The following is a 23,522-nucleotide window of genomic DNA, read 5'->3' on the forward strand; positions in this document are numbered from 1 at the left end:
AACAAAACACGCAGGCTGCCCGCATCGCCCCGGGGCCGGATGCCGTCAGCCGCACAGGAGACACATCGATGATCATCTATGGAACTGCATTACTGGCGCTCTGCCATCTGATCGGCTTGTTCCTCGGGGACTTGCTCGGCGCCGCAATTGGCGTCAAGGCCAATGTCGGGGGAGTGGGCATCGCCATGCTGCTGCTGATTACCATCCGGCTCTATCTGCACGACCATGACCTGCTGCCCAAGGACACCGAAGCTGGCGTCGGCTTCTGGGGCGCGATGTACATTCCCGTCGTGGTGGCGATGGCGGCACAGCAGAACGTTGTGGCGGCCTTGCGCGGCGGGCCCGTTGCACTGCTGTCCGCCGTGCTGGCGGTGCTGGCGTGCGCCTGCTGCATCGCTGTGCTGAGTCGCACCGGTGAGCATGAACCGCTGCCGCCATTGCCTGCCGACGGGCAGGGTGGCTCTGGCACCGCCCGCGTATCGGCCGCGCGCTGAGGAGACGGACATGACAAACTCACTGGCGCATATGCTTCAGGAAGTGCTGCTGCACAACGGCCTGGTCACCGCCTTCGCCACCGTCGGCATCGTGATGTGGATGTCGTCGCAGCTGTCGCGGCGGCTGACCGCCGGGCGCGTGCATGCCTCCGCCATTGCCATCCTGATCGGCCTCGGGCTGGCTTACTACGGCGGCGTGGTCACCGGCAAGGAAAAGGGGCTGGCTGACTTCGCGCTCTTCTCAGGTGTTGGCCTGATGGGGGGGGCCATGCTGCGTGACTTCGCCATCGTGGCGACGGCCTTCGAGGTTCAGGTCAGGGAAGCGCGCAAGGCGGGGATGGTCGGCGCTGTGTCGCTGCTGCTCGGCACCGTGATTCCCTTTGCCGTCGGGGCGATCGTCGCGCGCGCCTTCGGCTACAGCGACGCCGTCAGCATGACCACCATCGGCGCGGGTGCCGTGACCTATATCGTCGGCCCGGTGACCGGCGCGGCGCTGGGCGCCAGTTCCGACGTGATCGCCCTGTCTATTGCGACGGGCCTGGTCAAGGCGATCATCGTGATGGTTGGCACACCGTTTGCGGCCGGCTTTCTTGGCCTGAACAATCCGCGGGCCGCAATGGTATTCGGCGGCCTGGCGGGCACGGTGAGCGGAGTCTCGGCGGGGCTGGCCGCAACTGATCGGCGGCTCGTGCCCTATGGGGCCCTGGTGGCTACGTTCCACACCGGCCTGGGTTGCCTGTTGGGGCCATCCGTCCTGTACCTGGCCACCAAGGCGCTGGTTCAATGAACTATTGAGCTTTCCTTAATGCGCGACAGCGAAAAAACAACCACAGTCATTCCCGCGCAGGCGGGAATCCAGCGTCTTTGAAGTCACTGGGTTCCCGCCTGCGCGGGAACGACAAGCAAGAAGCATTGTCGTGAATTTCGGAAACATCAATAGTCGGCTGAGTTCAGCAGCCCTTGCCGCCGGCGGCGGGGGTCAGCATGCGGCAGACGGCGGCAAGCGCGAGCAGGTTGGGATCGCGCTCGCGCCGCCGCAGGAAACTGAGCCCGATGGTCTGCTTCAAGCCGTACTCGGGCGTCAACGGGATGAAGGCCACATTGCTGGCGAACACGTCGCGCACCCGGCCCGGAAGCAGCGAGTAGCCGATGCCGCCGCCGACGAGGTTCATCAGCGAGAAGATATCGCCCACCTTCATCACCACGTTGGGCGTGAAATCGGCAATCCGGAATGCCTCCGCGAAACCGCTGGATGTCACGAAGCCGTCGCCGAGCGAGACAAACGGCTCGTCCCGGCACAGGCGCAGGTCCACAGCGTCCAGGCGGGCGTAGTGCGAATGCTCTGGCGCGGCAAAGAAGATGTCGTCCTCGAACATCGGTATCGACTCGATGTCCGCGCTGGGCTCCGGCAATCCCATCAGCGTCGCATCGATGGTGCCTTGCCGCAGCTTGTCCAGCAGATCCGCGTTGGAGCCCAGCACAAGCTCGGTCTGCAGGCTCGGCCGTCGCACCTTGATGCCGATGACTACCTGCGGCACGGTTCGGATGGTCAGCGAGTAGAGCGAGCCGATCTTGAGCTGATCCGCCGAATAGCCCGCCGCCTCGCGGGTCATGCGGATGCCGTCGGACATGGTCTTCAGCACCTCGCGCGCAACGTCGGCCAGCACCTGCGCCGCTTCGGTCGGCAGCAGGTTGCGGCCTTCATGCCGGAACAGCGCGCAACGCAGACCTTCCTCCAGGGAGTGAAGGGCCCGGTGCACGCTGACCGTGCTGACATCCAGCGCCTCGGCCGCTTTCGCAAGGTTGCCCGTGTCCATGAAGGCCAGGAGCGCCTCCAGTTTCCGGAACGTGATGTCTTCGCTGATGCGGTCTGGCATGGCGTGGCAGGGAGATGTTCAGGCAGGGATCATCGCACGACGCGCGGTCGGCTGTCATGATGGCGGGGAGCGGGCGCCCCCGCCATCATGACATCTGCTTCGCCCGCGTGCCAGGCGGGCGGCGCGATGACGCTAGCTCAAGGTCGAATCGTCGTCCAGGAAGCCGTCGTCGCTCAGGCCTGCATCGAGATTGCCGTTATCCGAATCCCAATTGCGCGCAGCGACCGATGCCTGGTCATCGTTCCCGTAGTAGTTGTTGACGATGTTCGTTTCCGTTCCTGGCGAGTTCATGCCGGACTGCCCCAGGAACCCGTTCTTGCTGCTGTGGCCGAACAGGTTCTCGATACCCTGGAACAGGAAGGCACCGCCGGCTACGCCGGCGGCCGTCGTGGCGATAGTGCCCAGCGTGCTGCCGAACCCGCCGCTCAGGAAGCCCGGCCTGGGCGACTGCGGCGGGGCGGGCTGCAGCGCGGGGGACGCGCTCTGAGCGGGCGCAGGCACGGGCGCCGGGGCAGCAGGGTTCGCACTGGCGCCCCACGCATACTGCTGGTCGATAAAGCTGCGCGAGCCGTTGGCCTGCGCAGCCTGCAACTGGCCCTGCAATGCCGCGATCTGCGCCTTTGCCGTCGACAAGGCATGATCGAGCAGCATGGCTCGCTGGACCAGCAAATAGGCGGCGTCCGGCTGTATCGCGACCGCCTGGGCGATGAGTGCCTCCGCCTGCGGGTCCTTCGCGCCGGCGCGGGTCTGGGTCAACTGAGTCAGGAAGACTTCGAGTGCTTGCGTATCCTGCGGGGTCATGGCGTCTCTATCCCGGTTGTTGGTACGCCGTCACTCTATGAGAAAAGACTTAAGGGAGACTTAAAGGCAGGGACATCTGCGCGCGGCAAGCGGCTTTTGGCCGCAGCCCGCGCTCCGGAATGTGCAGCGGTCTTTGCCTGGAAGCGTCTATCGGCAAAGCACGCGATAGGTCGACTGCACCAGGCCGGACGGAAGGTGCCGGCTCGATTCGAGCGCTTAACTGGCGTGAAGTTGCGGTCCCGGCCGAAAATCGAGTCATTCCGGCAGTCAAGCGCCCGCCTGGCCGCCCTCAGCGCGCGCCTGGCGCCAGTTCCCACAATTCCCGCAGCGCTTCACGCACCGCGCAGATAGCCGGCTCGTTTTCGCGCTCTTCGGGGTAGAGAAACGCCAGGTGGGTTGTGGCGCGGTAGTCGCCTACGAACACTAGCTCACCGGCAGCTTGCGCGGCCGAGGCCAGATCCTCGCGCAACAGGCCGATGCCAACGCCCGCAACCACCAGTTCGCGGATCATCAGTTCATGGTCCGCCAGCACCGTTTCGACCGGGGTGATGCCGGTCTGCGTCAGGATCTCGGTCAACAGTTCCTGGTGCGCGCTGCGCGGGGTCATACGCAGCCATGGCACCTGTGCCAGCTGCGCCGGCGTGGCCGAGGCCACGCGCGACTTCCATCCCGATGGCGCCACCAACCGGAAGGTCAGCGGCTTCAAGGCGAGCATGCTGGTTCCCTTGGGCGCCGAACGCGCGACCATGATCGCGGCATCGATTTCCGATGCCTGCAATGCTGTCAGCAACCACGGCGTGCGACCGACATGCAGGTCGATCCGCAGCGCGGGACATTGCCGTACCAGGAGATTGAGCAGCGGGCCGACGCGAAGCATGCCGGGGTCGAGCATGACCACACCGATGCGCAGGTCGCCCTCGATATGCCCGTGCAGCGCCTTGGCGGCATGGACGAAATCGCCGAATGCCTCGAGCGCCTTTTCAGCGCGGGCCAGAAGTTCTTGCCCGCATTGGGTGAGCGCCACGGACGACTTGGTCCGCGTGAACAGCTGCAGGCCAAGTTCCTCCTCAAGCTGTCGCAATTGCCCGCTGACCGCGGGCTGCGTGACGTGCAGCGCCTCTGCCGCCCTGGTGACATTGCCGAAGCGGGCCACCGTGATAAAGGTGCGAAGTTGCCTGATGTCCATTACCTGGTCCGGTTGCGCATGGGCGCGGCAAAGCCCGGCTTATGGATGTCATCAGGAGATGTGATTTCCGCCCGCCGGAGGCCCCCATTATTCTGCAATCGCGCCGGCGCTACAAGCACGCTTGCCGGCGCGGCGGGACCAATGAATACAAACAGGAGACAGGCATGACCAGCAACCTCAGCCTCGCTGATACCCGAGATTCCCGGAGTGATGAGCTCTGCCAAATGAGTGCCACAGAAGCGGTCCGGCTTCTCAGGAGGCGCGAGCTGTCGCCACTGGACCTGGTGGACGCGGCCATCGGTCGCATCGAAGGAGTGGACCCGGCCATCAACGCCTTGCCGATCCGCTGCTTCGACGCGGCCCGTGCCGCAGCGCGGGATTTTCCCAGGCCGGATGCGGCAACGCTGAACGCGCCAGGCTGGCTCGCCGGGTTGCCGATCGCCGTCAAGGATTACAACGACTTGTCGGGCGCGCCAACGACCTACGGCTCGCCGATCTATGTCGACAACGTCGCGGCCCGCTCCGATCTCACCGTTGCCAACCTCGAACAGCACGGCGCCATTCCCATCGCCAAATCGAATGTGCCAGAGTTTGCCGGCGCCAATACCTTCAACACCGTCTTTGGCGCGACGCGTAATCCCTGGAACACGGAGCTGTCCGCGGGTGGCTCCTCGGGCGGCTCGGCCGCCGCCCTGGCAGGGGGCATGGTGTGGCTGGCGACAGGCAACGACCTTGGCGGCAGCCTGCGGATTCCCGCCAGCTTCTGCGGGATTGTCGGCATGCGGCCCAGCGTTGGGCGGGTCCCGCGGCCGGCATCGGTGATGCCTTACGACGCGCTGTGGGTGGAGGGCCCGATGGCGCGCAGTGTGGCAGACGTCGCGCTGATGCTCGACGCCCAGGCGCATTTCGACATGCGCGATCCGCTGTCCTGGGTCGCACCGCAAGTGCCATTTGTCGAGGCCATTCGCGCGCCGCACGTCCCGGTCCGGGTCGGGTTCTCGGCGAACCTGGGCCTTGGCAAGGTCGAGGCCGAGGTTGCCGCGCTGTGCCGGAGCGCGGCATTGCGCTTTGCCGATGCCGGTTCGCATGTTGACGAGGCGCACCCGGATTTCACCGGTGCATTCGAGGCCTTCCAGACCTTGCGGGCTAACCTGGTGGCGGCCGTGCGCGGTCCGCTGCTCGCACCGCATCGTGCACGCATTTGCGACGAGATCATCTGGAACATCGAGAAAGGCCTGGACCAGACCGGCGCGGACGTGGCGCGTGCCGAACGGCTTCGCGGCGAACTGTTCCTGCGTGTCGCCGCGTTCTTCGAGCAGTACGACGTGCTCGCCTGCCCGACCGTGGCCGTGACACCGTTCCCGGTGGCACAACGCTTCCCCACGGAGATCGACGGAGAGGCATTGACGTCATACATCGACTGGATGTATCTGACCTTCGTGCTGACGCTGACGGGCTGCCCGGTGATCTCGATCCCGGTTGGCCGGACCGCCGACGGACGCCCGGTGGGGCTGCAACTGATGGGCCGGCCGCGTGGCGATGCGGGCTTGCTTGGCGCCGCCCATCTGCTCGAGCAGCTTCTGGGAGGCGTAGCCGGCGTGCCGCGCGTCGCGCACCTTGCAGATAATTGTCTCGGCGTCCGTACCTAGGCAGAAGGAGATGCAGCCATGTCAGTACAGAAAAAGATTGCTGCGGCGCCAGACCTGCCGCAGAGCACAGCCACGGTAGCCGGCACGCCGGCGCTGGAACGCCTGGCCTTGCGGGTGACCGCGTGGTGCGAGAAGTGGTATCCAGATGCCTACGTGTTCGTCGCCTTGACAGTATTGGCCGTGGCGGGGGGCGCATTGGCCGTCGGCGCCTCGCCGGCCGCGGTCTCGCTGGCGTTTGGAAACGGTTTCTGGAGCCTGATTCCGTTCACCATGCAGATGGCCATGGTAGCCGTCACCGGCTATATCATCGCCAGTTCGCCGCCAATGGCGCGGCTGGTCGACCGTGCCGCGCAGGTGCCGCGCAACGGCCGCACCGCGGTGGCTTATGTCGCATTCGTCAGTGTGGTGGCGTCACTGTTGCATTGGGCCATCAGCCTGATCTTTGCCGGGCTGCTGGCCAAGGCACTGGCGCGTCGCACCGAACTGCGCATGGATTACCGCGCGGCCGGGGCTGCCGCATACCTGGGCATTGGCGCAACATGGGCCATGGGACTGAGCTCGTCCGCGGCGCAATTGCAGGCCAACCCCGCCAGCATTCCGGCCAGCCTGCTGAAGGTCACCGGGGTCATCCCGTTCAGCCAGACGATCTTCTTGTGGCAGAGCCTCGTGGTCACCGCAGTGCTGCTGGCGGTGTCGACGCTGGTTGCCTACTGGACCGCTCCGGCACCGGCGCGCGCCAAGACGGCCGCCGAGCTGGGTGTCGTGATCGGAGCGGAGAAGGGGTCTGCTCCGGCGCGGGCACAGCGACCGGGCGAGTGGCTTGAGCACAGCCCCGTGCTGACACTGGTGCTGGTCGCATTGGGTGCGGGCTGGATATGGCATGAACTGGCGACCAAGCCATTGCTGGTGGCCATCTCAGGCCTGAATACCTACAACCTGATATTCCTGTTGGCTGGCATGTTGCTGCACTGGCGGCCACGCAGCTTCCTGGATGCCGCCGCGCGCGCGGTGCCGGCGACCACCGGCGTACTGATCCAGTTCCCGCTGTACGGCGCCATTGCCAGCATGCTGACTGCGGCACAGGGCCCTGACGGCGCCTCGCTGTCTCACCACCTGTCAACGCTGTTTGTCAGCATATCGTCAAGTGGCAGCTATCCGCTGATGATGGGGATCTACTCGGGAGTCCTCGGGTTTCTTGTGCCGTCTGGCGGTGGCAAGTGGATCATCGAGGCCCCCTATGTGATGCAGGCCGCCAACGACCTGCAGGTTCACCTGGGATGGGCCGTGCAGATCTACAACGCTGCCGAAGCGCTGCCCAACCTCATCAATCCCTTCTGGATGCTGCCGCTGCTCGGCATCCTCGGATTGAAGGCACGCGACCTGGTCGGATTCACGTTCACGCAGTTCCTGACCCACACGCCTGTCGTGCTTGTATTGCTGTGGGCACTGGCCAGGACCTTGCCGTACTCCCCGCCAGTCTTGCCTTGATGCATTGAGGTCGCTGGCGCTGTGACCGGGCAGTGGCTGCGGATTCAACCGGTCGAGCCCGCACTTCTGATCGGTCACGCAGATCGGCGATGAAAAAAGCCCGGCAAAAGCCGGGCTGATTGCGTAACCTTGCGACCGCTCAGAACTTGTGGCGAATGCCAAGTACGGCGCCGAACTGATTCTTGCCCGGTACCACCTGCTCATTCGACGATGCGCCAAGCACATCGTTGAATCCGTTCACGCCAAGCGCGGAGCGCGAATTGCGATTCAGCGCGTACGACATCGTTGCGTACAGATCGGTACGCTTTGACAAGGTATAGTCGGCGGTAGCAACGAATTGCCACGGGTTGCCGACGTGAGCGTAACGAAGATTCTGGTAGTACGCCGCGCCGGTCAGCGAGACGGATGGTGTCAGTTGATAGCCCAGACCAGCCCAGGCGAGGTTGGAATAGGTATTCGCGGCACCTGCCGTGCCTGGCAGAGAAGCACCATTGTAAGAGCGCGCATAACGGTAGCCGGCGTAGAGTTTGGCCGGGCCAAACGCATACGTGCCGGCCAACGCCGCGCGACGGATCAACTGGTTGCTTGTCAGCGCGGTGGCGGACGACTGGTTGGTCTGGTCGTACACGGCACCGACCGAGAATGGGCCGGCGGCGTAGGCGGCCATCAGCGCGTACTCGCGGCCATTTGTGAAATTGCCGGGTACTTCATTGTTGTTGTAGTTGAAGCTGTACAGGCCGGTGACAGTCAGGCCACCGAACGTGCCCGTATACCTGGCCGAATTGTCCGCGCGCTGGCTAAGCATGAACGGGTCCTGCGCGCCGATCGCGTAGCGACCTGCGTTACCCATCGGGTCGAATGCGCCGGCAAAATCCCAGAATGGCGTTGCGTGGCGGCCCAGGGTCAATTGACCCCACTGGTTCTGCAAGCCCACGAACGCGGCGCGACCGAACAGTCGATTGCCCTGGGCCATCTTCCCGTCGTCAACAGTGAAGCCACTCTCCAGCGTGAAGATGCCCTTCAGTCCGCCGCCCAGATCTTCTACGCCGCGAATGCCCCAACGGGAGCCCGACTGGCTACCCGATTGCAGAGCCAACAGACTGGAACTGGCTTTGGCGGCATTCGGGACGCTACTCAGGTACTCGACACCGGCGTCAACGACTCCGTAAAGCGTCACGTTTGACTGGGCATACGTCCCGGCCGACGCAAGCAGTCCGGCGGAAATGACGAATAGTTTGAGCCTCATGTTTTCCTTGTTTGAAAGTTTCTAAAAATGAGCGAATGGAGGCTATTGGCCCGGTGCGGCGTTTGCTGGCCATTGCGCAGCCTCCTCTACGCAATGGACATGGCCGACCGGTATCTGCGGAATTCCAGACGCAACCAGTCCGGCAGTCGGGTTAGCGACTGCCTCGGTATTCATGTGGGAATGACGGGGTTCCGTTATCCGCGGCTGTGCCGTCAGACCGGGATCTTCTTCTCGTAGTCGATGCTGGTGGACGCGAGCAGCAGGCCTACACCGCAGACGGCAAAGAACATCAGTTCCAGGAAATAGGAGCCGGTGGCCTGGACGATCAGGCCGACGATGATCGGCACGCTGATGCCGGCGATGTTGCCGCCGAGGTTCATCACGCCACCGAGGAAGCCCGCCTTGTTACGGGTGCCCAGCATCGATGGCACGGACCAGAACAGGCCGCACCAGCGCAGGAAGAAGAGCGTGGAGGACAGCAGCACCACAACCACCACGGGGTCGGTGACATAGGCCACAGAGAAGATCGACACCATGGCCACAACTGCGGCGATGCCGAACAGCGTGCGCATCACGACGTTGGGACGTCCCCCGGCCTCCTTCCACTTGTCGGCCAGCATGCTGCCCGGCACCGGCATGAATGCGTACGTCAAGAAGAATGAACTCAGGATCAGCCCCTGCATGGCGGGGCTGAGATCGAACTCCCTGGCGATCAGCGGCATGGCCACCGACAGCGAGGCGCGGTCGATGTAGTTGATCGCCACGAGGAGCAGCAGCATCAGGAAGATTTTCCATCGCACGCTGCTGCGCGAAACCGCGAGCGAGGCTGCGGTGGGGCTTGTCGATTGCATGACGGGTGTCTCCTTGTCCTTGAGTCCTTCGATTGAGGCGTTTTTTCTAAGGTGTCGAGCAACCGGCCGGAGTATAGGATACGTAATCTGTAATTACAACTGCAGTAAGTGCCTGATTATTATGTGTTGCATATCTGGTATTGGATAATTTGGGTGGAGTATGAGGCACGGCGCGAAGGCTGCGCGCTGGTGGTCGGGAACACGCATAACAGCAAGGCGCAGGCGTTCTGGCGCGACTTGATTGCCAGGGTTCGAATTCATCGCGACGACGTCGACAAGCCGGTTCGCTCGAAGCACGGCAACAAGTCGCGCATCCGTGAGCGCGTAGGGCACGTCTTCGGCGTGGTCAAGCGGCCGTGGGGCTTCGGCAAGGTGCGCCACCGCAGCCTGGCGAAGAACGCCACGCGCGTTGACGGCGTTGGCGCCGACCAACTCAAGGGCTGTCAGCGCCGATTGTCGAGTTCAACCTGCTCTCGCGCCACGCACTCGGCTCATTCGTACACAGTGGGATCCACCCTCTGCATCTGGCACGGCAAGGCTACCCCGTGGAGATTGCCGCGACAGTGGCGCAACACCAGCGGTCTTCCCCTTTTCCGCTGATTGTCGTTTACGCCGCTTTTACATCTTCCCGGCACCTATTGAAAACCGCAGCCGAAGCCGTAATGCCGTTCAGTTAAGGTATCAAACGCTACTGTCATTCCCGCGCAGGCGGGAATCCAGCGTCTTTCACGTCCCCTTTGGGGATGAAGTCACTGGGTTCCCGCCTGCGCGGGAACGACGGTGGTTAACTGAACGGCATTACAGCCGAAGCCGCGGTTAATTCACCCCGCCAGTGCGACAGCCCCGGCAGCATCAAGGCCCTCACTCACTCCCCCGGACAAAGCGCCCCCGCCGTCTGCTCCAGCTTCGCCTTAATCATCCCCACCAGGCACCGGATGCCATGGCAAGCCTCCGAACATTCGCTTTCCACTTCCAACAGCGCCATGACCCTGTTCAGTCCGGCACCGATGCAATCCAGCGATTCCCGACATTCTTCCGGAATGGCAGCTAAGACGGTTTGTGGTTTCGACGCGATTTGTTCCTGCATTGCGAGCTCCTATCAAAGTTGGATAACCCGCCTGGTACCTGCGTTTGGAGGGGGGCGGGCCCGACAGCGGGGGTAGCAATGCCGGCACACCAACGTAAGACCGACCAGCCTCGCGGCTGCCCCGCCCGGCCCGCCATTGAATGACGACGTGCGCGTGCGTGAGGATATGGGCGCGTGGACGACCATCAGTTAGTGTGGAACAGGTTGCTACACCCGATCACCGTTGTTGCGGTGATGGCTCTAGTGTTCCCATCTCTGTCGTCTGTGACGATCAGACGATTCGCAATCCTCCGGCGCTTCGTTGTCAGGAGGTTGCCTAGCGAATCCTGTCGAACCCACCAGCAGCCCAGCGCTCCGCGCTGTCGCGCGTCAGCCGGAAGTCAGGCCGCACCTTCACAGTCGCCAGCACCCCGCCAAAGGGATCCTCGGCCGTGAGCGTGCCAAAGGGCTCGATTTCATCCGGCGTGATGACAAGCTTCACCGTCACAGTGCCGGCTTCCGCCTCGATACTGACCTGCTTGTTAAGCTGCGCGTGCAATTGCTGCTCGTGCCGCCGGATAACCTCCGAAGCCGTCTTGACCAGCGTCTGATGCGCAGTCGCATCCAGCGGCTTGGGATCAACCTTGTTCCGCCCCATGGTCCAGGGCCCGACCAACGCCGGTTCAGCGCTGCCGTCGCGGATCATCTCGACCGCCCAGCCGTCGCCATCCTCGTTCTTGATGACCCGGGCAGTCCAGCCCTTGTCGCGCCAGAGGCGGGGCTCGTGGATGGCTGTGGATTCGTGCTCGGGCAGGGCGTCGTCGGTGTGGTGCATCAATCTCGTGGTACGGGTGGGCGAACCCGCGAGGATACTATAGGGGCCGGCTGGCGGTGTTCCGCCGAGCGCGCTGGCGCCTCGGGGGGGGCGTATGCGTTAGGCCCGTGACGGTCGACAGTGCAGACCATGAAGCCGCCATTCTCCAGGTAGAAGAAGATGAAGGCGAACGGCAGGCCTGCGGTAATGGCAAAGAGCGCATAGCGCGTCAGCCAGCGCCGCCTGCATGGCTACCGGCATGTGGGGGGAGGGACAGCGGCAGTTCGAGGAGCCGCCTGTAGCGAGAGGTGGGGGAGGATGCCAAAGAGGTGGTAGTGGATGCTACCGACGTGCGGTCCCCACACGATGTTCAACGTGAGCTGGGCGCGTTGCCCTGACCCGGATTGCGGCTTCAACAACCTTCGCTCAAGGCGCCGCGCACGTGCGCACGGCGCCCGCCAGCGGCAGAACTCAAGCCGCGCCGCCGCCCTCCAACGCCGCCCCACGCGCCTCCATCGTCCTGCGCGCAATGTTGAGCTGGTGGATCTGCGTCGTCCCTTCATACAGCCTGAACAGCCGCACATCGCGATAGAAGCGCTCGGCCACGGTGCGCGCCATATAGCCGCTGCCACCAAATATCTGCACCGCGCGGTCGGCGACGCGGCCGGCCATTTCGGAGGCGAACAACTTGCACATCGACGCCTCCATGGTCACGTCTTCGCCGGTGTCGCGCTTGCGCGCGGTGTCGAGCACCAGCGCACGGGCGGCGTGCAGTTCGGTATTGCTGTCGGCAATCATCTGCTGCACCAGCTGGTAGTCCGCGATCGGCTTGCCGAACTGCCGGCGCTGCGCCGCGTAGCGGACCATCTCGTCCACCAGCCGGATGGCAGGCCCCACGCACAGTCCCGCCAGGTTGATGCGCTGCTTGTTCAACGCCTTCATCGCCGTCTTGAAGCCGACGTTGGGTTTGCCGCCGACGATGGCGCTGGCCGGCACGCGGCAGTCTTTCAGGTAGACATCGCCCACGGGCGAGCCGTGCTGTCCCATCTTGCGTTCCGGTTCGCTGGTGCTGAGGCCGGGCGTGCCGCGTTCGATCAGGAAGGCGCTGATGCCGTGGGCGCCCGGTGTGTCGGGATCGGTGCGGGCGAATACGGTGAACAGGTCGGCGATCGGGGCATTGGTGATGAAGCATTTGGCGCCGTTCAGCACGTAGTGATCGCCGTCTTGCCGTGCGGTGGTTTGCAGCGACGTCGCATCGGAGCCGGCTTCCGGCTCGGTCAGCGCAAAGCAGCCGGTCACCTTGCCGGAGGCCAGTTGCGGCAGGTAGCGCTGCCGCTGCGCCTCGGTGCCGTCGGCGACCAGCGATTCCGAGGCGATGCCGGTATTGCCGCCGAAGCGGGCACGGAACACGGTGGCGGCCTGGGAGACTTCGATGTTCACCTGCGCCAGTTCTTCGGTCGTCAGCCCTGCACCGCCATACGCTTCGGGGATGCTGTGACCGAACAGGCCGAGGTGGCGCATCAGCTCGACCACGGGCTCGGGTATCACGTCAGTGCGGTCGATCTCCGCTTCTAGCGGGATGCAGGTGTCCAGCACGAAGCGGCGGATATCGGCAAGCAGCGCTTGCTGGCGGGCGGAGTCGCGGATCATGGAGGGTTTCCGGTTGGTTGAATGAGCGAGAGCGTGGGCGTGGGCGGCTACTGTGCCGTGATGCCGGCGGTCTTCAGCACGCCGGTCCACTTTCTGGTTTCGGTGTCCAGGAAGCGGTCGAAGGCGGCGGTGGATTGCGGTGCCAGGTCCATGCCGAGTTCAGCCAGGTGGCGTGCGGTGGCGGCGTCCGACGTGGCCTGCGCGGCGGCCTCTGCCAGCTTGCGCACCACGGCGTCGGGCGTGCCCTGCGGCGCGACCAGGCCGAACCACGCGCCCACTTCATAGCCGGGCAGGTGCGCGGCCTCGGCCACGGTCGGCACGTCGGGCAGCGCCTGCGAGCGCTTTGCCGACGTCACCGCCAGCGCGCGAAGCTTGCCGCTCTGCACCTGCTGGCGGGCAATGGCCGAGGTCAGTGCCATCATCGAGACGCGCGCGCCCAGCAGGTCGCTCATGGCCTCGGGCTGGCCCTTGTAGGGCACGTGGGTGAGCTTCACATGCGTCATCTGCGCCAGCAGTTCCGCCGAGAGATGGTTCGACGTGCCGACACCCGCGCTGGCGTACGTCAGCGTGCCAGGCTGTCTGCGCGCCGCGTCGAGCAGCTCGGGCAGCGTGCGCAGCGGCGACGAGGCCGGCACCACGATCACGTTGGGCACCGCGCCGATCCCCGCCACGGCACGGAAGTCCTTGCTGCCGCTCTTGCCCTGGATCGACGGGTTGAGCAGCGGCCCGACCACATAGCTGGGGCTGACCGCCAGCAGCGTATAGCCATCGGCGGGCGCCCTGGCGACGAAGTCCGCGCCGATGGCGCCGCCGGCGCCGGTCTTGTTCTCGACGATGACCGGCTGCTTCAGCACCTTCGCCATGTTCTCGGCGGTGATGCGGCTGACGGAGTCGACCACGCCGCCGGCGGAGAACGGCACGATGATCCGTATCGGGCGGTCCGGGAAGCGCGCCGCATTGTCGGGGGCCGCAAATGCTGACGGCGGCATCAGCGCGGCGCAGGCCAGCATGCCGGCAGCGAGCCGGCGCAACGGTTGGATGGCATCCATCTTGTCTCCTTGGGTTGCCAGCGCCAGGGAGTTCCCGGGCGCGGGGTCGGTCTCATGCAGGCCTCTGGCGGGCCGCTTGTCGTTGCGCTGCTGCCCGGTATCGGCTACCGCGCGCAGCTCAGTTCGATCTGCCGCACTGCCTCGCGCAGCCTTGGCGCCACCTCGCGCTCCAGCATGTTGTCGCGGTTGCGCGAAGCGGCGATGGTGCAGTTCAGCGCGAATGCGTCTTCGTGCAGCGACTGGCGCAACGGGGCCGCGATCGCGTGGATCTCGGGCCGCCACTCGCCGCGGCTCAGGCAGTAGCCGTGCGCGCGGAAGTGCTTCTGGTCGTCCGCCCACATCTGGCGCTCAACGTTGAAGCGCTCCGGATCGTCCACGCGCAGCCGGTTCAGCAGCGCCGTGCGCTCGTCTGCGCTGCAGGCCAGCAAGACCGCACGGCCGATCGCGCTGGCCAGCAGCGGACGGCTGCTGCCGATGTCCGGCTGGTAGAGGTTGCCGGGATCCAGCCGGCAACTGTCCACGTACACCACCGACAGCCGCTCGCGCATGCCCAGGTTTACGGTGCAGCCGGTCTCGCGTGCAATCGCCTCCATGTAAGGCCGCGCCACCTGGCGGATCGCCAGCCCGGCCAGCATCGGGTAGGCCAGCGCCAGCACGCCTGCGCCCAGCCGGTACTTCTGGTTGCCGGGCACGCGGCTCAGGAAGCCGAGCAGCCCCAGTGTGTAGGTCAGCCGCGACACCGTGGCCTTGGGCAGGCCGGTGCGCGCCACGATGTCCTGGTTGCCCAGCACCGGGCTGGACGGCGTAAAGGCTCGCAGTACCTCCAACCCGCGCGCGAGGTTGGTGGCGAACTGGCGGTCGGTGGCCAGTGCGTCCTCGCTGGCCAGGCCTGGCAGGGGCAGGTGTTCCGGATTGCGATCCATGCTGTGCGGTGGTTGCTTGGGTTCCATGCTGGGATCGGGGAGTGGGGACGTCAACGTTGTAGCACGACAGTTCCGCACAGCGAAACCGTGCTTGCGTCAGGGGCGGGCCGTCTGCCACTTTGCTGGAGACGCCAATTGCCGCCGGAGACCCCGCCATGGAAGACAACATCGCACGTCCTGTACCGTCAGACGCACACTGCACCGGTCCGCTTGGCGGACTGCGCATCCTCGATATGGCCACCGTAGTGGCGGGCCCGTTCTCCGCCACGCTGTGTGGCGACATGGGCGCGGACGTGGTCAAGCTGGAGCTGCCCGACGGCAGCGATCCGCTGCGCGGCCTGGAGCCGGTCACTGCGGACCACGCGCTGTACTGGAAGGTGACCAACCGCGGCAAGCGCGGCATCTCGCTCGACGTGCGCACGCCGCGCGGGCGCGAGATCTTCCTGCGGTTGCTGCCTCAGTTCGATGTGCTGGTCGAGAACTTCCGCACTGGCACGCTGGCGCGCTGGGGGCTGGATCTCGACACCCTGCATGCGGCCAACCCGAAGCTGATCGTGCTGCGGCTGACCGGCTTCGGCCAGACCGGGCCCGATGCGGCGCGGCCGGGTTTTGCCCGCATCTTCGAAGCCAGGAGCGGCTTCACCAACCTGGCGGGCACGGCGCAAAGCGGGCCGATGCATATGAACTACCCGGTCGGCGACATGATTGCCGGCCTGTTCGGCGCCTTTGCGATTGCCACTGCGGTAGCCGAGCAACGCGCCAGGCCCGGGCAGCCGGGCCGCGAGATCGACCTGGCCGCCACCGAGGCGCTGTTCCGCCTGCTGGACCCGCTGGCCATCGAGTATGAGCAACTGGGCCATGTGCGCCAGCGCGCCGGCAACCGCACCACCTACGCGGCGCCGTCCAATATGTACTGCACCGCGGACGATGTCTGGGTCACGGTGGTGGCCTCGTCCGACGCCACCTTCCGCCGGCTGGCCGAGGCCATGGGCGCGCCGCAGCTGGCGCAGGCGCCGGAATACGCCACCAACGCCGGGCGCGTGCGCCATATCGAAGCGCTGGACGGCAGTATTGCCGAGTGGTTTGCCGCGCAGCCCTATGCCGCGGTGGCGGCACGGCTGGAGCAGTGCCAGGTGCCGTTCAGCAAGGTGTTCAGCATCGCCGATATCGTCGACGATCCGCAGATGGCCGCGCGCCAGGCCATCGTCCGGCTGCCCGATCCGGACCTGGGCTCGGTGCCGGCGCCATGCGTGGTGCCGCGCTTCTCGGGCTATGCGCCGCCGTCACCGCGCACCGGGCCGGATGTGGGCGAGCACAATGCCGAGGTCTACGGGCAGCTTGGGATCGGGGATGAGGAGCTGGCCCGCCTGCGTGCTGACGGCGTGGTCTAACGCACCGGGACGCTCACTCCCCCGTCATCAGCGCCGAGAAATCCGCCACGATCTGCCGCAGCAGCCGCGCCGCCGGCGGCGACAACACCCGGCCCTGGCGCGACACGGTCTGGATTTCCCCCTGGTAAAGCAGGGGGTTTTTCATCGGCAGCGACACTACGCGCGCCTCGTTCAGCTGGTTCCACAAGGCGAGGCGCGTGCACAGGACATAGCCAAGCCCGGCCGCCGCGAAGTGCCCCAGCGCATTGAATGACGAGGTGGTCAGCAGCGACTGCAGGCGCACGCCCTCGCTGATCTCGGCGGCTTCGATGTGCTGGCGCACGCCGAAGGTCCGGTGCAGGGTGGCGCCGGGGTAGGGCAGCAGGTCCTGCAAGTCCAGCGGCCGGCCCAGTTGTGCCAGCGGCTGCGAGGCCAGCACCTGGGTCTGGATCGGCATCGGATGGGCGTGGTGGCAGCGCAGCCGCGCGTCCTTGGGCGGCTGAAACACCAGCCCGATATGGGCGCTGCCATCGACAATGCGCTGCACGATCTCGTCAGTGCTGCCGACCGACAAGTCCACCGTGATGCCCGGGTGCGCCAGCATGAAGGTGCGCAGGCTATGGCGCATCAGCCATTCCACGAAGCCTTCGCCCGCGACGATGTCGATATGGCCGCGCGCCACCTTCTGGATGCTGTCGAGTTCGGCCAGCAACTGCTGCTTCTGGCTGTTCTGGTGGCGCACGTAGGCGGCCAGCAACTCGCCCGCCTCGGTGGCGACCACGCCGCGGCCGTGCCGCTCCAGCAGGCGCGTGCCGCAGTCTTTCTCCAGTATCGCGATGGCCCGGCTGACCGCCGAAGGGTCCATGTCCAGGACTTCGGCGGCGCCGCGGACCGAGCCGCTGTCGAGCACCTGCATGAAGTAGCGCACGCGCCGCGTGTCCAGTTTGTCGTCCATCGAAAGCACAGGTCACTCCGCTGAGCGTTGCATTGAATGCAACAAGTTTCCCATATCACGATCATTGATGAAACGCTCAGCGGCCGGAATACTGACGCGATCCTTCTGGTCAGCGGTCAGGACGAACCGGAATGCCGAAGGAGGCACATTGGTGCTGCATAAGCAGGCTACCCCCGGAGACACCTGATGACGAATCCCATTGCCCAGCCGGCGGTTGTGTCGGCCGATTCCCCGCTTGCCGCCGTCACCGGCAGCAGCAAGGTACGACTGGCCGTCGTCACGCTGGCCGTGGTGGCAATTGCCGAGACCATCGGTGCGGTGCAGTTCAGGCTGGGGCCCGGCAAGGTGGTGCTGATGCCGATGCTGTGGGCGCTGCTGATGGCCGCGGCGTGGGGCATCGCGGCCCGGAACGTGCCGCGCGCCGTGCGCATCGACGCGCCGCTGCAATCGCTGGCCACCGGGCTGCTCAATGCCGGGCTGCTGCTGTTCGTGGTGAAGCTCGGCCTGACCGTGGGCGGCGCGCTGCCGCAGCTCAAGGGCGCCGGCTGGGCGCTGCTGTTCCAGGAATTCGGGCATGCGCTCGGCACGCTGGCGCTGGGCCTGCCGCTGGCCTTGCTGCTGGGCATCAAGCGCGAGGCCGTTGGCGCGACCTTCTCGGTCGGGCGCGAGGGCAATATCGTCATCATCGGCGAGAAATACGGCATGGCGTCGCCGGAAGGCCGCGGCGTGCTGGCCGAGTACATCACCGGCACCGTGCTGGGCGCGCTCTTTATCGCGGTGCTGTCGGGGTTTGTCAGCAGCCTGGGGATCTTCGATCCGCGCTCGCTCGCCATGGGTGCCGGCGTGGGCTCGGGCAGCCTGATGGCGGCCGCCGTCGGCGCCATCGTCGCGCAGCACCCGGGGCAGGCTTCCCAGATCATGGCCATTGCCGCCGCGTCGAACCTGCTGACCTCGGTGGCCGGCTTCTACTTCACGCTGTTCCTGTCGCTGCCGCTGTGTTCGTGGCTGTACGGCAAGCTGGAGCCGGTGCTGGGCCGCTTCTCGCGCCGCGACCCCATGCGCGAGGTGCAGGACGTCAGGCTCGATGGCGCGCTGGCGCACGGCACCTCGGCGCGGGATGCCGCGCTTGGCTGGTTCCTGGTCGGCGCCGGGGTGCTGATCGGCAACAAGCTGTCGTACCACGTGCCGCTGTGGGAATCGCTCAAGGGCATCCTGGTGGCGATTGCCATCGTGGCGGCCTGCGACCTGCTCAAGCGCGTATTCCCGCGCGTGCCGCTGCTGCTGACGATGTCGGTGGTGGTCACGCTGATCGGCGTGCCGGGGATGCTGCCGTTCTCCGATGCCGTCATCGCCATGACGGAAAAACTCAACTTCATGACCTTCACCACGCCGGTGCTGGCGCTGGCGGGCTTCTCGGTGGCCAAGGACCTGCCGGTGTTCCGGTTGCTCGGCTGGCGCATCGTGGTGGTATCGCTGACGGCCACGGCCGGCACCTTCCTCGGCGCCACGCTGATTGCCGAGTTCTTCCATTGAATCTCACCAGCACCAGAGACCTGACATGTACCGCGACCCCGATATTGCCGACGACATCCGCCAGAACATGCTTGGCTGGCGCCGCGACATCCACGCCGTTCCGGAAACCGCTTTCGAAGAGCACCGCACCGCCGGCATCGTGGCCCAGGCGCTCGGTCTGATGGACATCGAAGTGCAGCGGGGGCTGGCGACCACGGGCGTGGTCGGCACGCTGCGCAACGGTGACGGCCCCAGCATTGCGCTGCGCGCGGACCTGGATGCGCTGAATATGCAGGAGCTGGGCAAGACCGCCCATGCGTCCACCTGCGCCGGCAAGATGCACGCCTGCGGCCACGACGGCCATACCGCCATGCTGCTGGGCGCGGCCGCGCACTTGTCGCGCAACCGCGATGCCTTCCGCGGCACGGTGCATTTCGTGTTCCAGCCCGCCGAGGAAAATGAAGGCGGCGGCCGCGTGATGGTGGAAGAGGGCCTGTTCGACCAGTTCCCGGCCGATGCCGTCTACGGCATGCACAACTTCCCCCAGCTGCCGCGCGGCAAGTTCGCCATCCGCGCCGGCACCATGACCGCGTTCCTGGACAACTTCGAGATCGTCATCACCGGCAAGGGCGCGCATGGCGCGCAGCCGCACCACGGCATCGATTCGGTGGTCGTGTCCGCGCACCTGATCACCGCGCTGCAGACCATTGCCAGCCGCCGCACCGATCCCACCGATCCGGTCGTGGTCAGCATCACCCAGATCCACGGCGGCGATACCTGGAATGTGCTGCCTGAATCGGTGGTGTTGCGCGGTACTATCCGCACGCTGAATCCCGCCGTGCGCGACCGCACGCAGACCGAGATGCTGCAGATCTGCGAAGGCGTGGGCACGACCCACGGCGCGCGGATCGCGATCGACTACCGCCCCGGCTACCCCGGCGTGGTCAACACGCCTGCCGAGACCGAGGCCGCCATTGCCGCCGCCGCGCAGCTGGTGGGCGCCGACAACGTGAAGACCGATATCAAGCCGGCCATGGGCTCGGAAGACTTCGCCTTCATGCTGGAAAAGCGCCCCGGCGCCTATATCGGCATCGGCGCCGGCGAAAGCGCCGAGGACCCGCCGCTGCACAATCCCTACTACGACTTCAACGACAAGATCCTGCCGCTGGGCGCGGCGTACTGGGTGGCGCTGGTCGCGCAGCAATTGCCGGCCGAGTGATCGGCGCCCGTCAGGCCATGCGGGCCGCCTGCGCGAACACGTTCAGGAACCCTTGTGCGGGCTGCGCGCTGGTGTGCGCTTCGATGGCCGCAGCCAGCACCGGCGCCGGCAGCCAGGGATAGGGCAACGCCGCCTGCAAGGCCGCCAGCGTGACCGCGCCGGGATCGGCGATCGTGTCCATGCGTTCGATATGGATATGCAGGCTGGCGATACGGTAGGTGCCGTCATCGCCGGCGGCAAAGCCCCAGCGGTAATAGCCCTTGCCGACGCGCAAGGCGCTGGCCGCCGTTTCCCGCATCACCACCAGCCAGGGGATCGTCATGGTGTTGCCGGCCAGCGCGGCGGCAACGTCGCCGATGTAGCAGGTCCGGCAGCGGTCGAACGTCTTCGCAAACTCGCTGACCAGTGTCGTGGCAATGGCATCCGCGCCTTCGGCCCTGGGCGGGAAGCTGATGGCGTCGGTATTGATCGAGAAGGTCAGCGACGCATCCGCGGCAAAGGCTTCGTGGATCAGCGCCGGGCGGTTGTTGTCCTTGGCCTCGACGTACTGGGCCAGCCGGGTTTGGGCGGTGGCAAGCGGGATCGTGTTCATGCTGGACTCGTGAGGGTGGTTTGAAGGGGGCGGGGTGTTGCAGGGAGTTTGATAGAATTTGGCACAAAGCTTGCATCAAAAGCTAAGTGGACATTCCGCCGATGGCAACGACTCCTGCAAACAAGAACCTGACCGTTACGCATCCGGCCTGCCTGGTCGACGGCTCGGACCGTGAGTTCCGGCACCTGGTGAATGGCCTGCTGCCGTTTGCCGCGCGCCTGCTGTCCGTGCGCGACGGGTTTGGCAGCCTGATCGGCCTGACCGGGGTCCAGTACTCGCTGATCCGCTCGATCCTGCACTTGTCGCAGCAAGGCGAGGTGACGGTCAACCAGCTCGCCGACCACCTGCACCTGAGCGGTCCCTTCATCACCATCGAGACCGGCAAGCTCAAGAAGCTGGGGCTGATCGACAAGAAGGCTCATCCCGACGACAAGCGCAAGATGCGGCTCACCATCACCGCCGCCGGGACCCGCCTGCTCAATGAACTGCTGCCGGTGCAGCAGCAGATCAACGACGTGCTGTTCGACGGCGTTTCCCGCACCGAATTCAAGGTGCTGTGCTCGGTGGTGGACCGGCTGGTCGCCAACGGCGACCGTGCCGCGCTGGATCTGGAGCACCTGCAGGCGCGCCGGCAAAAGGGCTAGTGCGCGGCCCACTGCACCGTGCCGACATCGATGCCGTCCTGGTGCATTTCCCATAGCGGGCTCAGCTCGCGCAGGCGGATCACCGTGTCGCTGACCTGGCGGATGACTTCATCCACTTCCGCCTCGGTGGTGTAGCGCCCCAGCGTGAAGCGGATCGAGCTATGCGCCAGCTCGTCGCTGCGGCCCAGCGCGCGCAGCACGAACGATGGCTCCAGCGAGGCAGAGGTGCAAGCTGACCCCGACGACACCGCCACGTCCTTGATGCCCATGATCAGCGACTCGCCTTCGACATAGTTGAAGCTGATGTTCAGGTTGTGCGGGATACGCTGGTCCAGGCTGCCATTCACGTAAACCTCGTCAAGTCCCGACAGCCCCGCCAGCAGCCGGTCGCGCAATGCGCCCACGCGGCGCGCTTCTTCCCCAAGTTCCAGCTTTGCCAGCCTGAAGGCCTCGCCCATGCCCACGATCTGGTGCGTCGGCAGGGTGCCTGAGCGCATGCCCCGCTCATGCCCGCCGCCGTGGATCTGCGCTTCGATGCGGATGCGCGGCTTGCGCCGCACATAGAGCGCGCCGATGCCCTTGGGGCCATAGACCTTGTGCGCGGTCACGGTGAGCAGGTCGATCTTCAGGGCTTGCAGGTCGATGGCGATCTTGCCGGCGGCCTGCACCGCATCGCAATGGAACACCACCCCCGCCGCACGGCAGAGCTCGCCGATCTGCGCGACCGGCTGGATCACCCCGATCTCATTGTTGACCATCATCACCGACACCAGGATGGTGTCCGGCCGCATGGCGGCGCGTAGTTCGTCAAGGTCGACCAGGCCATCGGTGCCGACGTCGAGATAGGTCACCTCGAAGCCCTGCCGCTCCAGCTCGCGGCAGGTATCGAGCACAGCCTTGTGTTCGGTCTTGACGGTGATGACGTGGTTGCCCTTGCCGCGATAGAAATGCGCCGCGCCCTTGATCGCCAGGTTGTTGCCCTCGGTCGCGCCGGAGGTCCAGATGATCTCGCGCGGGTCCGCATTCAGCAGTGCCGCCACATGCGCGCGCGCGGCCTCGACCGCGTCTTCCGCCTGCCAGCCGTAGTAGTGGCTGCGCGATGCGGGGTTACCGAACTGCTGGTGCAGGTAGGGAACCATCTTCTCGACGACCCGGGTATCGACCGGTGTCGTCGCGCTGTAGTCCATATAGATCGGCAGGGTCTTCGGCTCTTGCATGGCGCTCATTCCTGGAGGCGGATGGGGGGACGACCGTGGGCAAGGCGTACCCGCTGGTCAAGGAAAGTGGGGCCGAGTCTAGCACCGGGTGGCGGCCGTTCGCGGCAGCGCCATGCTGCCCGTAGGGTTGCTTGACGCGCGGACTACGGCAATTCCGGGCGCCGGGTGCTTCCTCCACGCTGACCGGAAACCCTTGTGCGGAAAGGGTTTCCGGACTTCATTGAGTCGCCTTGCGGGCTGTCTGTCTCCGCACTCTAGGGTTTCCACCAACTTGAATGGCGTTGTTTTATAGCATTCAATAAAACCTAAGTTACAAAGATAAATAAACAAAGTAACTGGTTTGGTGAGAACACTTGCGTAGGAGTCGTGATGGCTGAGTCATCTGTCGGTCAGGGCGTCAACGTGGACGCCGAAGCGCAACGCCGCTTCAGGAATGCGTTGGCGATGTTTGCAACAGGCGTCGCCGTGATTACCGCGCCGCGCGAAGAAGGGGTGCCGGTCGGCATCACGGTGGCGTCGTTCAACTCGGTATCGCTGGACCCGCCGCTGGTGCTGTTCTCGGTGGACCGCCGCTGCCTGAGCCTGGGCGACCTGCGCACCGCGCGGCGCTATGCGGTCAACGTGCTGGCCGAAGCGCAGCAGGATATCTCGAACCGCTTCGCTCGGGCCAATTCCGGCAAGTGGGAAGGCATCGATTTCACCAGGCGCGAAGAGGACAGCCATGTGCTGCTGCCCGATGCGCTGGCCACCTTTGAATGCGAACCCTATGCCCAGCACGACGGCGGCGACCACGTGATCTTTATCGGGCGGGTGCTCCGCCACCAGGCCCGCCAGGACGGCCGGCCCCTCATCTTCTTTGGCGGCAGGTACCGGGCACTGGAAGACAGCCCGGCCGCCGCCTGAATCCACAAGAACAGAC

The 23,522-nt window shown here is 65.5% G+C and carries 23 protein-coding genes; 10 read left to right on the plus strand and 13 right to left on the minus strand.

Translation table 11 applies throughout. The features are described 5' to 3' along the window. The first annotated feature begins 68 nt into the window (after positions 1 to 68). Both madL and madM read left to right on the plus strand, forming a co-directional pair. On the plus strand, positions 69 to 494 hold the full coding sequence (madL, locus tag ACREYQ_RS20005; RefSeq protein ID WP_432261919.1) for a malonate transporter subunit MadL: 426 nt from the start codon (positions 69 to 71) through the stop codon (positions 492 to 494). Between the two features lie 10 nt (positions 495 to 504). Beyond that, complete coding sequence (gene madM / locus ACREYQ_RS20010; protein WP_432261920.1) at positions 505 to 1,281, plus strand: malonate transporter subunit MadM; 777 nt, start codon at positions 505 to 507, stop codon at positions 1,279 to 1,281. 163 nt (positions 1,282 to 1,444) lie between these two features. Here the strand turns inward: madM and ACREYQ_RS20015 are convergent, their stop codons facing one another. The 3 genes from ACREYQ_RS20015 to ACREYQ_RS20025 all read right to left on the minus strand — a co-directional run bounded on the left by ACREYQ_RS20015 (position 1,445) and on the right by ACREYQ_RS20025 (position 4,325). Further along, on the minus strand, positions 1,445 to 2,371 hold the full coding sequence (locus ACREYQ_RS20015) for a LysR family transcriptional regulator (protein ID WP_432261921.1): 927 nt from the start codon (positions 2,369 to 2,371) through the stop codon (positions 1,445 to 1,447). Between the two features lie 132 nt (positions 2,372 to 2,503). Then, on the minus strand, positions 2,504 to 3,172 hold the full coding sequence (locus tag ACREYQ_RS20020; RefSeq protein WP_432261922.1) for a DUF2076 domain-containing protein: 669 nt from the start codon (positions 3,170 to 3,172) through the stop codon (positions 2,504 to 2,506). A gap of 289 nt (positions 3,173 to 3,461) precedes the next feature. Continuing rightward, positions 3,462 to 4,325, minus strand: a complete 864-nt coding sequence (locus ACREYQ_RS20025) for a LysR family transcriptional regulator (protein ID WP_432261923.1) — start codon at positions 4,323 to 4,325, stop codon at positions 3,462 to 3,464. 197 nt (positions 4,326 to 4,522) lie between these two features. On the opposite strand from ACREYQ_RS20025, the gene ACREYQ_RS20030 reads away from it, so the two are divergent. Beyond that, entirely contained in the window at positions 4,523 to 6,007 is a 1,485-nt protein-coding gene (locus tag ACREYQ_RS20030) for an amidase (RefSeq protein WP_432261924.1), read from the plus strand. A gap of 18 nt (positions 6,008 to 6,025) precedes the next feature. Then, positions 6,026 to 7,495 carry a short-chain fatty acid transporter gene (locus tag ACREYQ_RS20035; protein ID WP_432261925.1) on the plus strand — a complete coding sequence of 490 codons (1,470 nt, stop codon included), beginning with the start codon at positions 6,026 to 6,028 and terminating at the stop codon, positions 7,493 to 7,495. A gap of 139 nt (positions 7,496 to 7,634) precedes the next feature. Here ACREYQ_RS20035 and ACREYQ_RS20040 read toward each other — a convergent pair whose 3' ends face one another. Together ACREYQ_RS20040 and ACREYQ_RS20045 are read right to left on the minus strand one after the other, a co-directional pair. After that, positions 7,635 to 8,741 carry a porin gene (locus tag ACREYQ_RS20040; RefSeq protein WP_432261926.1) on the minus strand — a complete coding sequence of 369 codons (1,107 nt, stop codon included), beginning with the start codon at positions 8,739 to 8,741 and terminating at the stop codon, positions 7,635 to 7,637. A 212-nt stretch (positions 8,742 to 8,953) separates the two neighbouring features. Further along, positions 8,954 to 9,592 (minus strand): MFS transporter, encoded by a 639-nt coding sequence (locus tag ACREYQ_RS20045; RefSeq protein ID WP_432261927.1) that lies wholly within the window; start codon positions 9,590 to 9,592, stop codon positions 8,954 to 8,956. A gap of 467 nt (positions 9,593 to 10,059) precedes the next feature. Between ACREYQ_RS20045 and ACREYQ_RS20050 the strand changes: the two genes are divergently transcribed. Continuing rightward, complete coding sequence (locus ACREYQ_RS20050; RefSeq protein ID WP_432262610.1) at positions 10,060 to 10,269, plus strand: DUF6988 family protein; 210 nt, start codon at positions 10,060 to 10,062, stop codon at positions 10,267 to 10,269. Positions 10,270 to 10,457: 188 nt separating this feature from the next. Here ACREYQ_RS20050 and ACREYQ_RS20055 read toward each other — a convergent pair whose 3' ends face one another. The 5 genes from ACREYQ_RS20055 to ACREYQ_RS20075 form a co-directional block, all read right to left on the minus strand. After that, positions 10,458 to 10,679 carry a hypothetical protein gene (locus ACREYQ_RS20055; RefSeq protein WP_432261928.1) on the minus strand — a complete coding sequence of 74 codons (222 nt, stop codon included), beginning with the start codon at positions 10,677 to 10,679 and terminating at the stop codon, positions 10,458 to 10,460. 316 nt (positions 10,680 to 10,995) lie between these two features. Continuing rightward, the gene (locus ACREYQ_RS20060) at positions 10,996 to 11,493 is read right to left on the minus strand and encodes a hypothetical protein (RefSeq protein ID WP_432261929.1); all 498 of its coding nucleotides are present in this window, start codon (positions 11,491 to 11,493) and stop codon (positions 10,996 to 10,998) included. A 450-nt stretch (positions 11,494 to 11,943) separates the two neighbouring features. Next, positions 11,944 to 13,122: an acyl-CoA dehydrogenase family protein gene (locus ACREYQ_RS20065; RefSeq protein ID WP_432261930.1), complete on the minus strand. Its 1,179-nt coding sequence runs from the start codon at positions 13,120 to 13,122 to the stop codon at positions 11,944 to 11,946. A 47-nt stretch (positions 13,123 to 13,169) separates the two neighbouring features. Continuing rightward, entirely contained in the window at positions 13,170 to 14,171 is a 1,002-nt protein-coding gene (locus ACREYQ_RS20070) for a Bug family tripartite tricarboxylate transporter substrate binding protein (protein ID WP_432261931.1), read from the minus strand. Between the two features lie 104 nt (positions 14,172 to 14,275). Further along, entirely contained in the window at positions 14,276 to 15,121 is an 846-nt protein-coding gene (locus ACREYQ_RS20075; protein ID WP_432261932.1) for an IclR family transcriptional regulator, read from the minus strand. A 128-nt stretch (positions 15,122 to 15,249) separates the two neighbouring features. On the opposite strand from ACREYQ_RS20075, the gene ACREYQ_RS20080 reads away from it, so the two are divergent. Continuing rightward, entirely contained in the window at positions 15,250 to 16,485 is a 1,236-nt protein-coding gene (locus tag ACREYQ_RS20080) for a CaiB/BaiF CoA transferase family protein (protein ID WP_432261933.1), read from the plus strand. Positions 16,486 to 16,498: 13 nt separating this feature from the next. Here ACREYQ_RS20080 and ACREYQ_RS20085 read toward each other — a convergent pair whose 3' ends face one another. Continuing rightward, positions 16,499 to 17,419: a LysR family transcriptional regulator gene (locus ACREYQ_RS20085; protein ID WP_432261934.1), complete on the minus strand. Its 921-nt coding sequence runs from the start codon at positions 17,417 to 17,419 to the stop codon at positions 16,499 to 16,501. 186 nt (positions 17,420 to 17,605) lie between these two features. On the opposite strand from ACREYQ_RS20085, the gene ACREYQ_RS20090 reads away from it, so the two are divergent. Beyond that, the gene (locus tag ACREYQ_RS20090) at positions 17,606 to 18,952 is read left to right on the plus strand and encodes a DUF3100 domain-containing protein (RefSeq protein ID WP_432261935.1); all 1,347 of its coding nucleotides are present in this window, start codon (positions 17,606 to 17,608) and stop codon (positions 18,950 to 18,952) included. A 25-nt stretch (positions 18,953 to 18,977) separates the two neighbouring features. Then, positions 18,978 to 20,150, plus strand: a complete 1,173-nt coding sequence (locus ACREYQ_RS20095; RefSeq protein WP_432261936.1) for a M20 aminoacylase family protein — start codon at positions 18,978 to 18,980, stop codon at positions 20,148 to 20,150. 10 nt (positions 20,151 to 20,160) lie between these two features. Here ACREYQ_RS20095 and ACREYQ_RS20100 read toward each other — a convergent pair whose 3' ends face one another. Then, positions 20,161 to 20,742 (minus strand): hypothetical protein, encoded by a 582-nt coding sequence (locus tag ACREYQ_RS20100; RefSeq protein WP_432261937.1) that lies wholly within the window; start codon positions 20,740 to 20,742, stop codon positions 20,161 to 20,163. Positions 20,743 to 20,843: 101 nt separating this feature from the next. Here ACREYQ_RS20100 and ACREYQ_RS20105 point away from each other — a divergent pair, with 101 nt between their 5' ends. Next, on the plus strand, positions 20,844 to 21,386 hold the full coding sequence (locus tag ACREYQ_RS20105; protein ID WP_039009266.1) for a MarR family winged helix-turn-helix transcriptional regulator: 543 nt from the start codon (positions 20,844 to 20,846) through the stop codon (positions 21,384 to 21,386). On the opposite strand, the gene ACREYQ_RS20110 is transcribed toward ACREYQ_RS20105, so the two are convergent. Next, positions 21,383 to 22,603, minus strand: coding sequence for an IscS subfamily cysteine desulfurase (locus tag ACREYQ_RS20110; RefSeq protein WP_432261938.1), 1,221 nt, complete (start codon positions 22,601 to 22,603; stop codon positions 21,383 to 21,385). The two genes, ACREYQ_RS20105 and ACREYQ_RS20110, sit on opposite strands and share 4 nt — an antisense overlap. A gap of 369 nt (positions 22,604 to 22,972) precedes the next feature. On the opposite strand from ACREYQ_RS20110, the gene ACREYQ_RS20115 reads away from it, so the two are divergent. Further along, a complete protein-coding gene (locus tag ACREYQ_RS20115) occupies positions 22,973 to 23,506 on the plus strand; it encodes a flavin reductase family protein (protein ID WP_432261939.1) in 534 nt (177 codons plus the stop codon). Positions 23,507 to 23,522 lie beyond the last annotated feature (16 nt).

This window comes from Cupriavidus sp. TMH.W2 (assembly GCF_050847365.1).
Lineage (GTDB): Bacteria > Pseudomonadota > Gammaproteobacteria > Burkholderiales > Burkholderiaceae > Cupriavidus.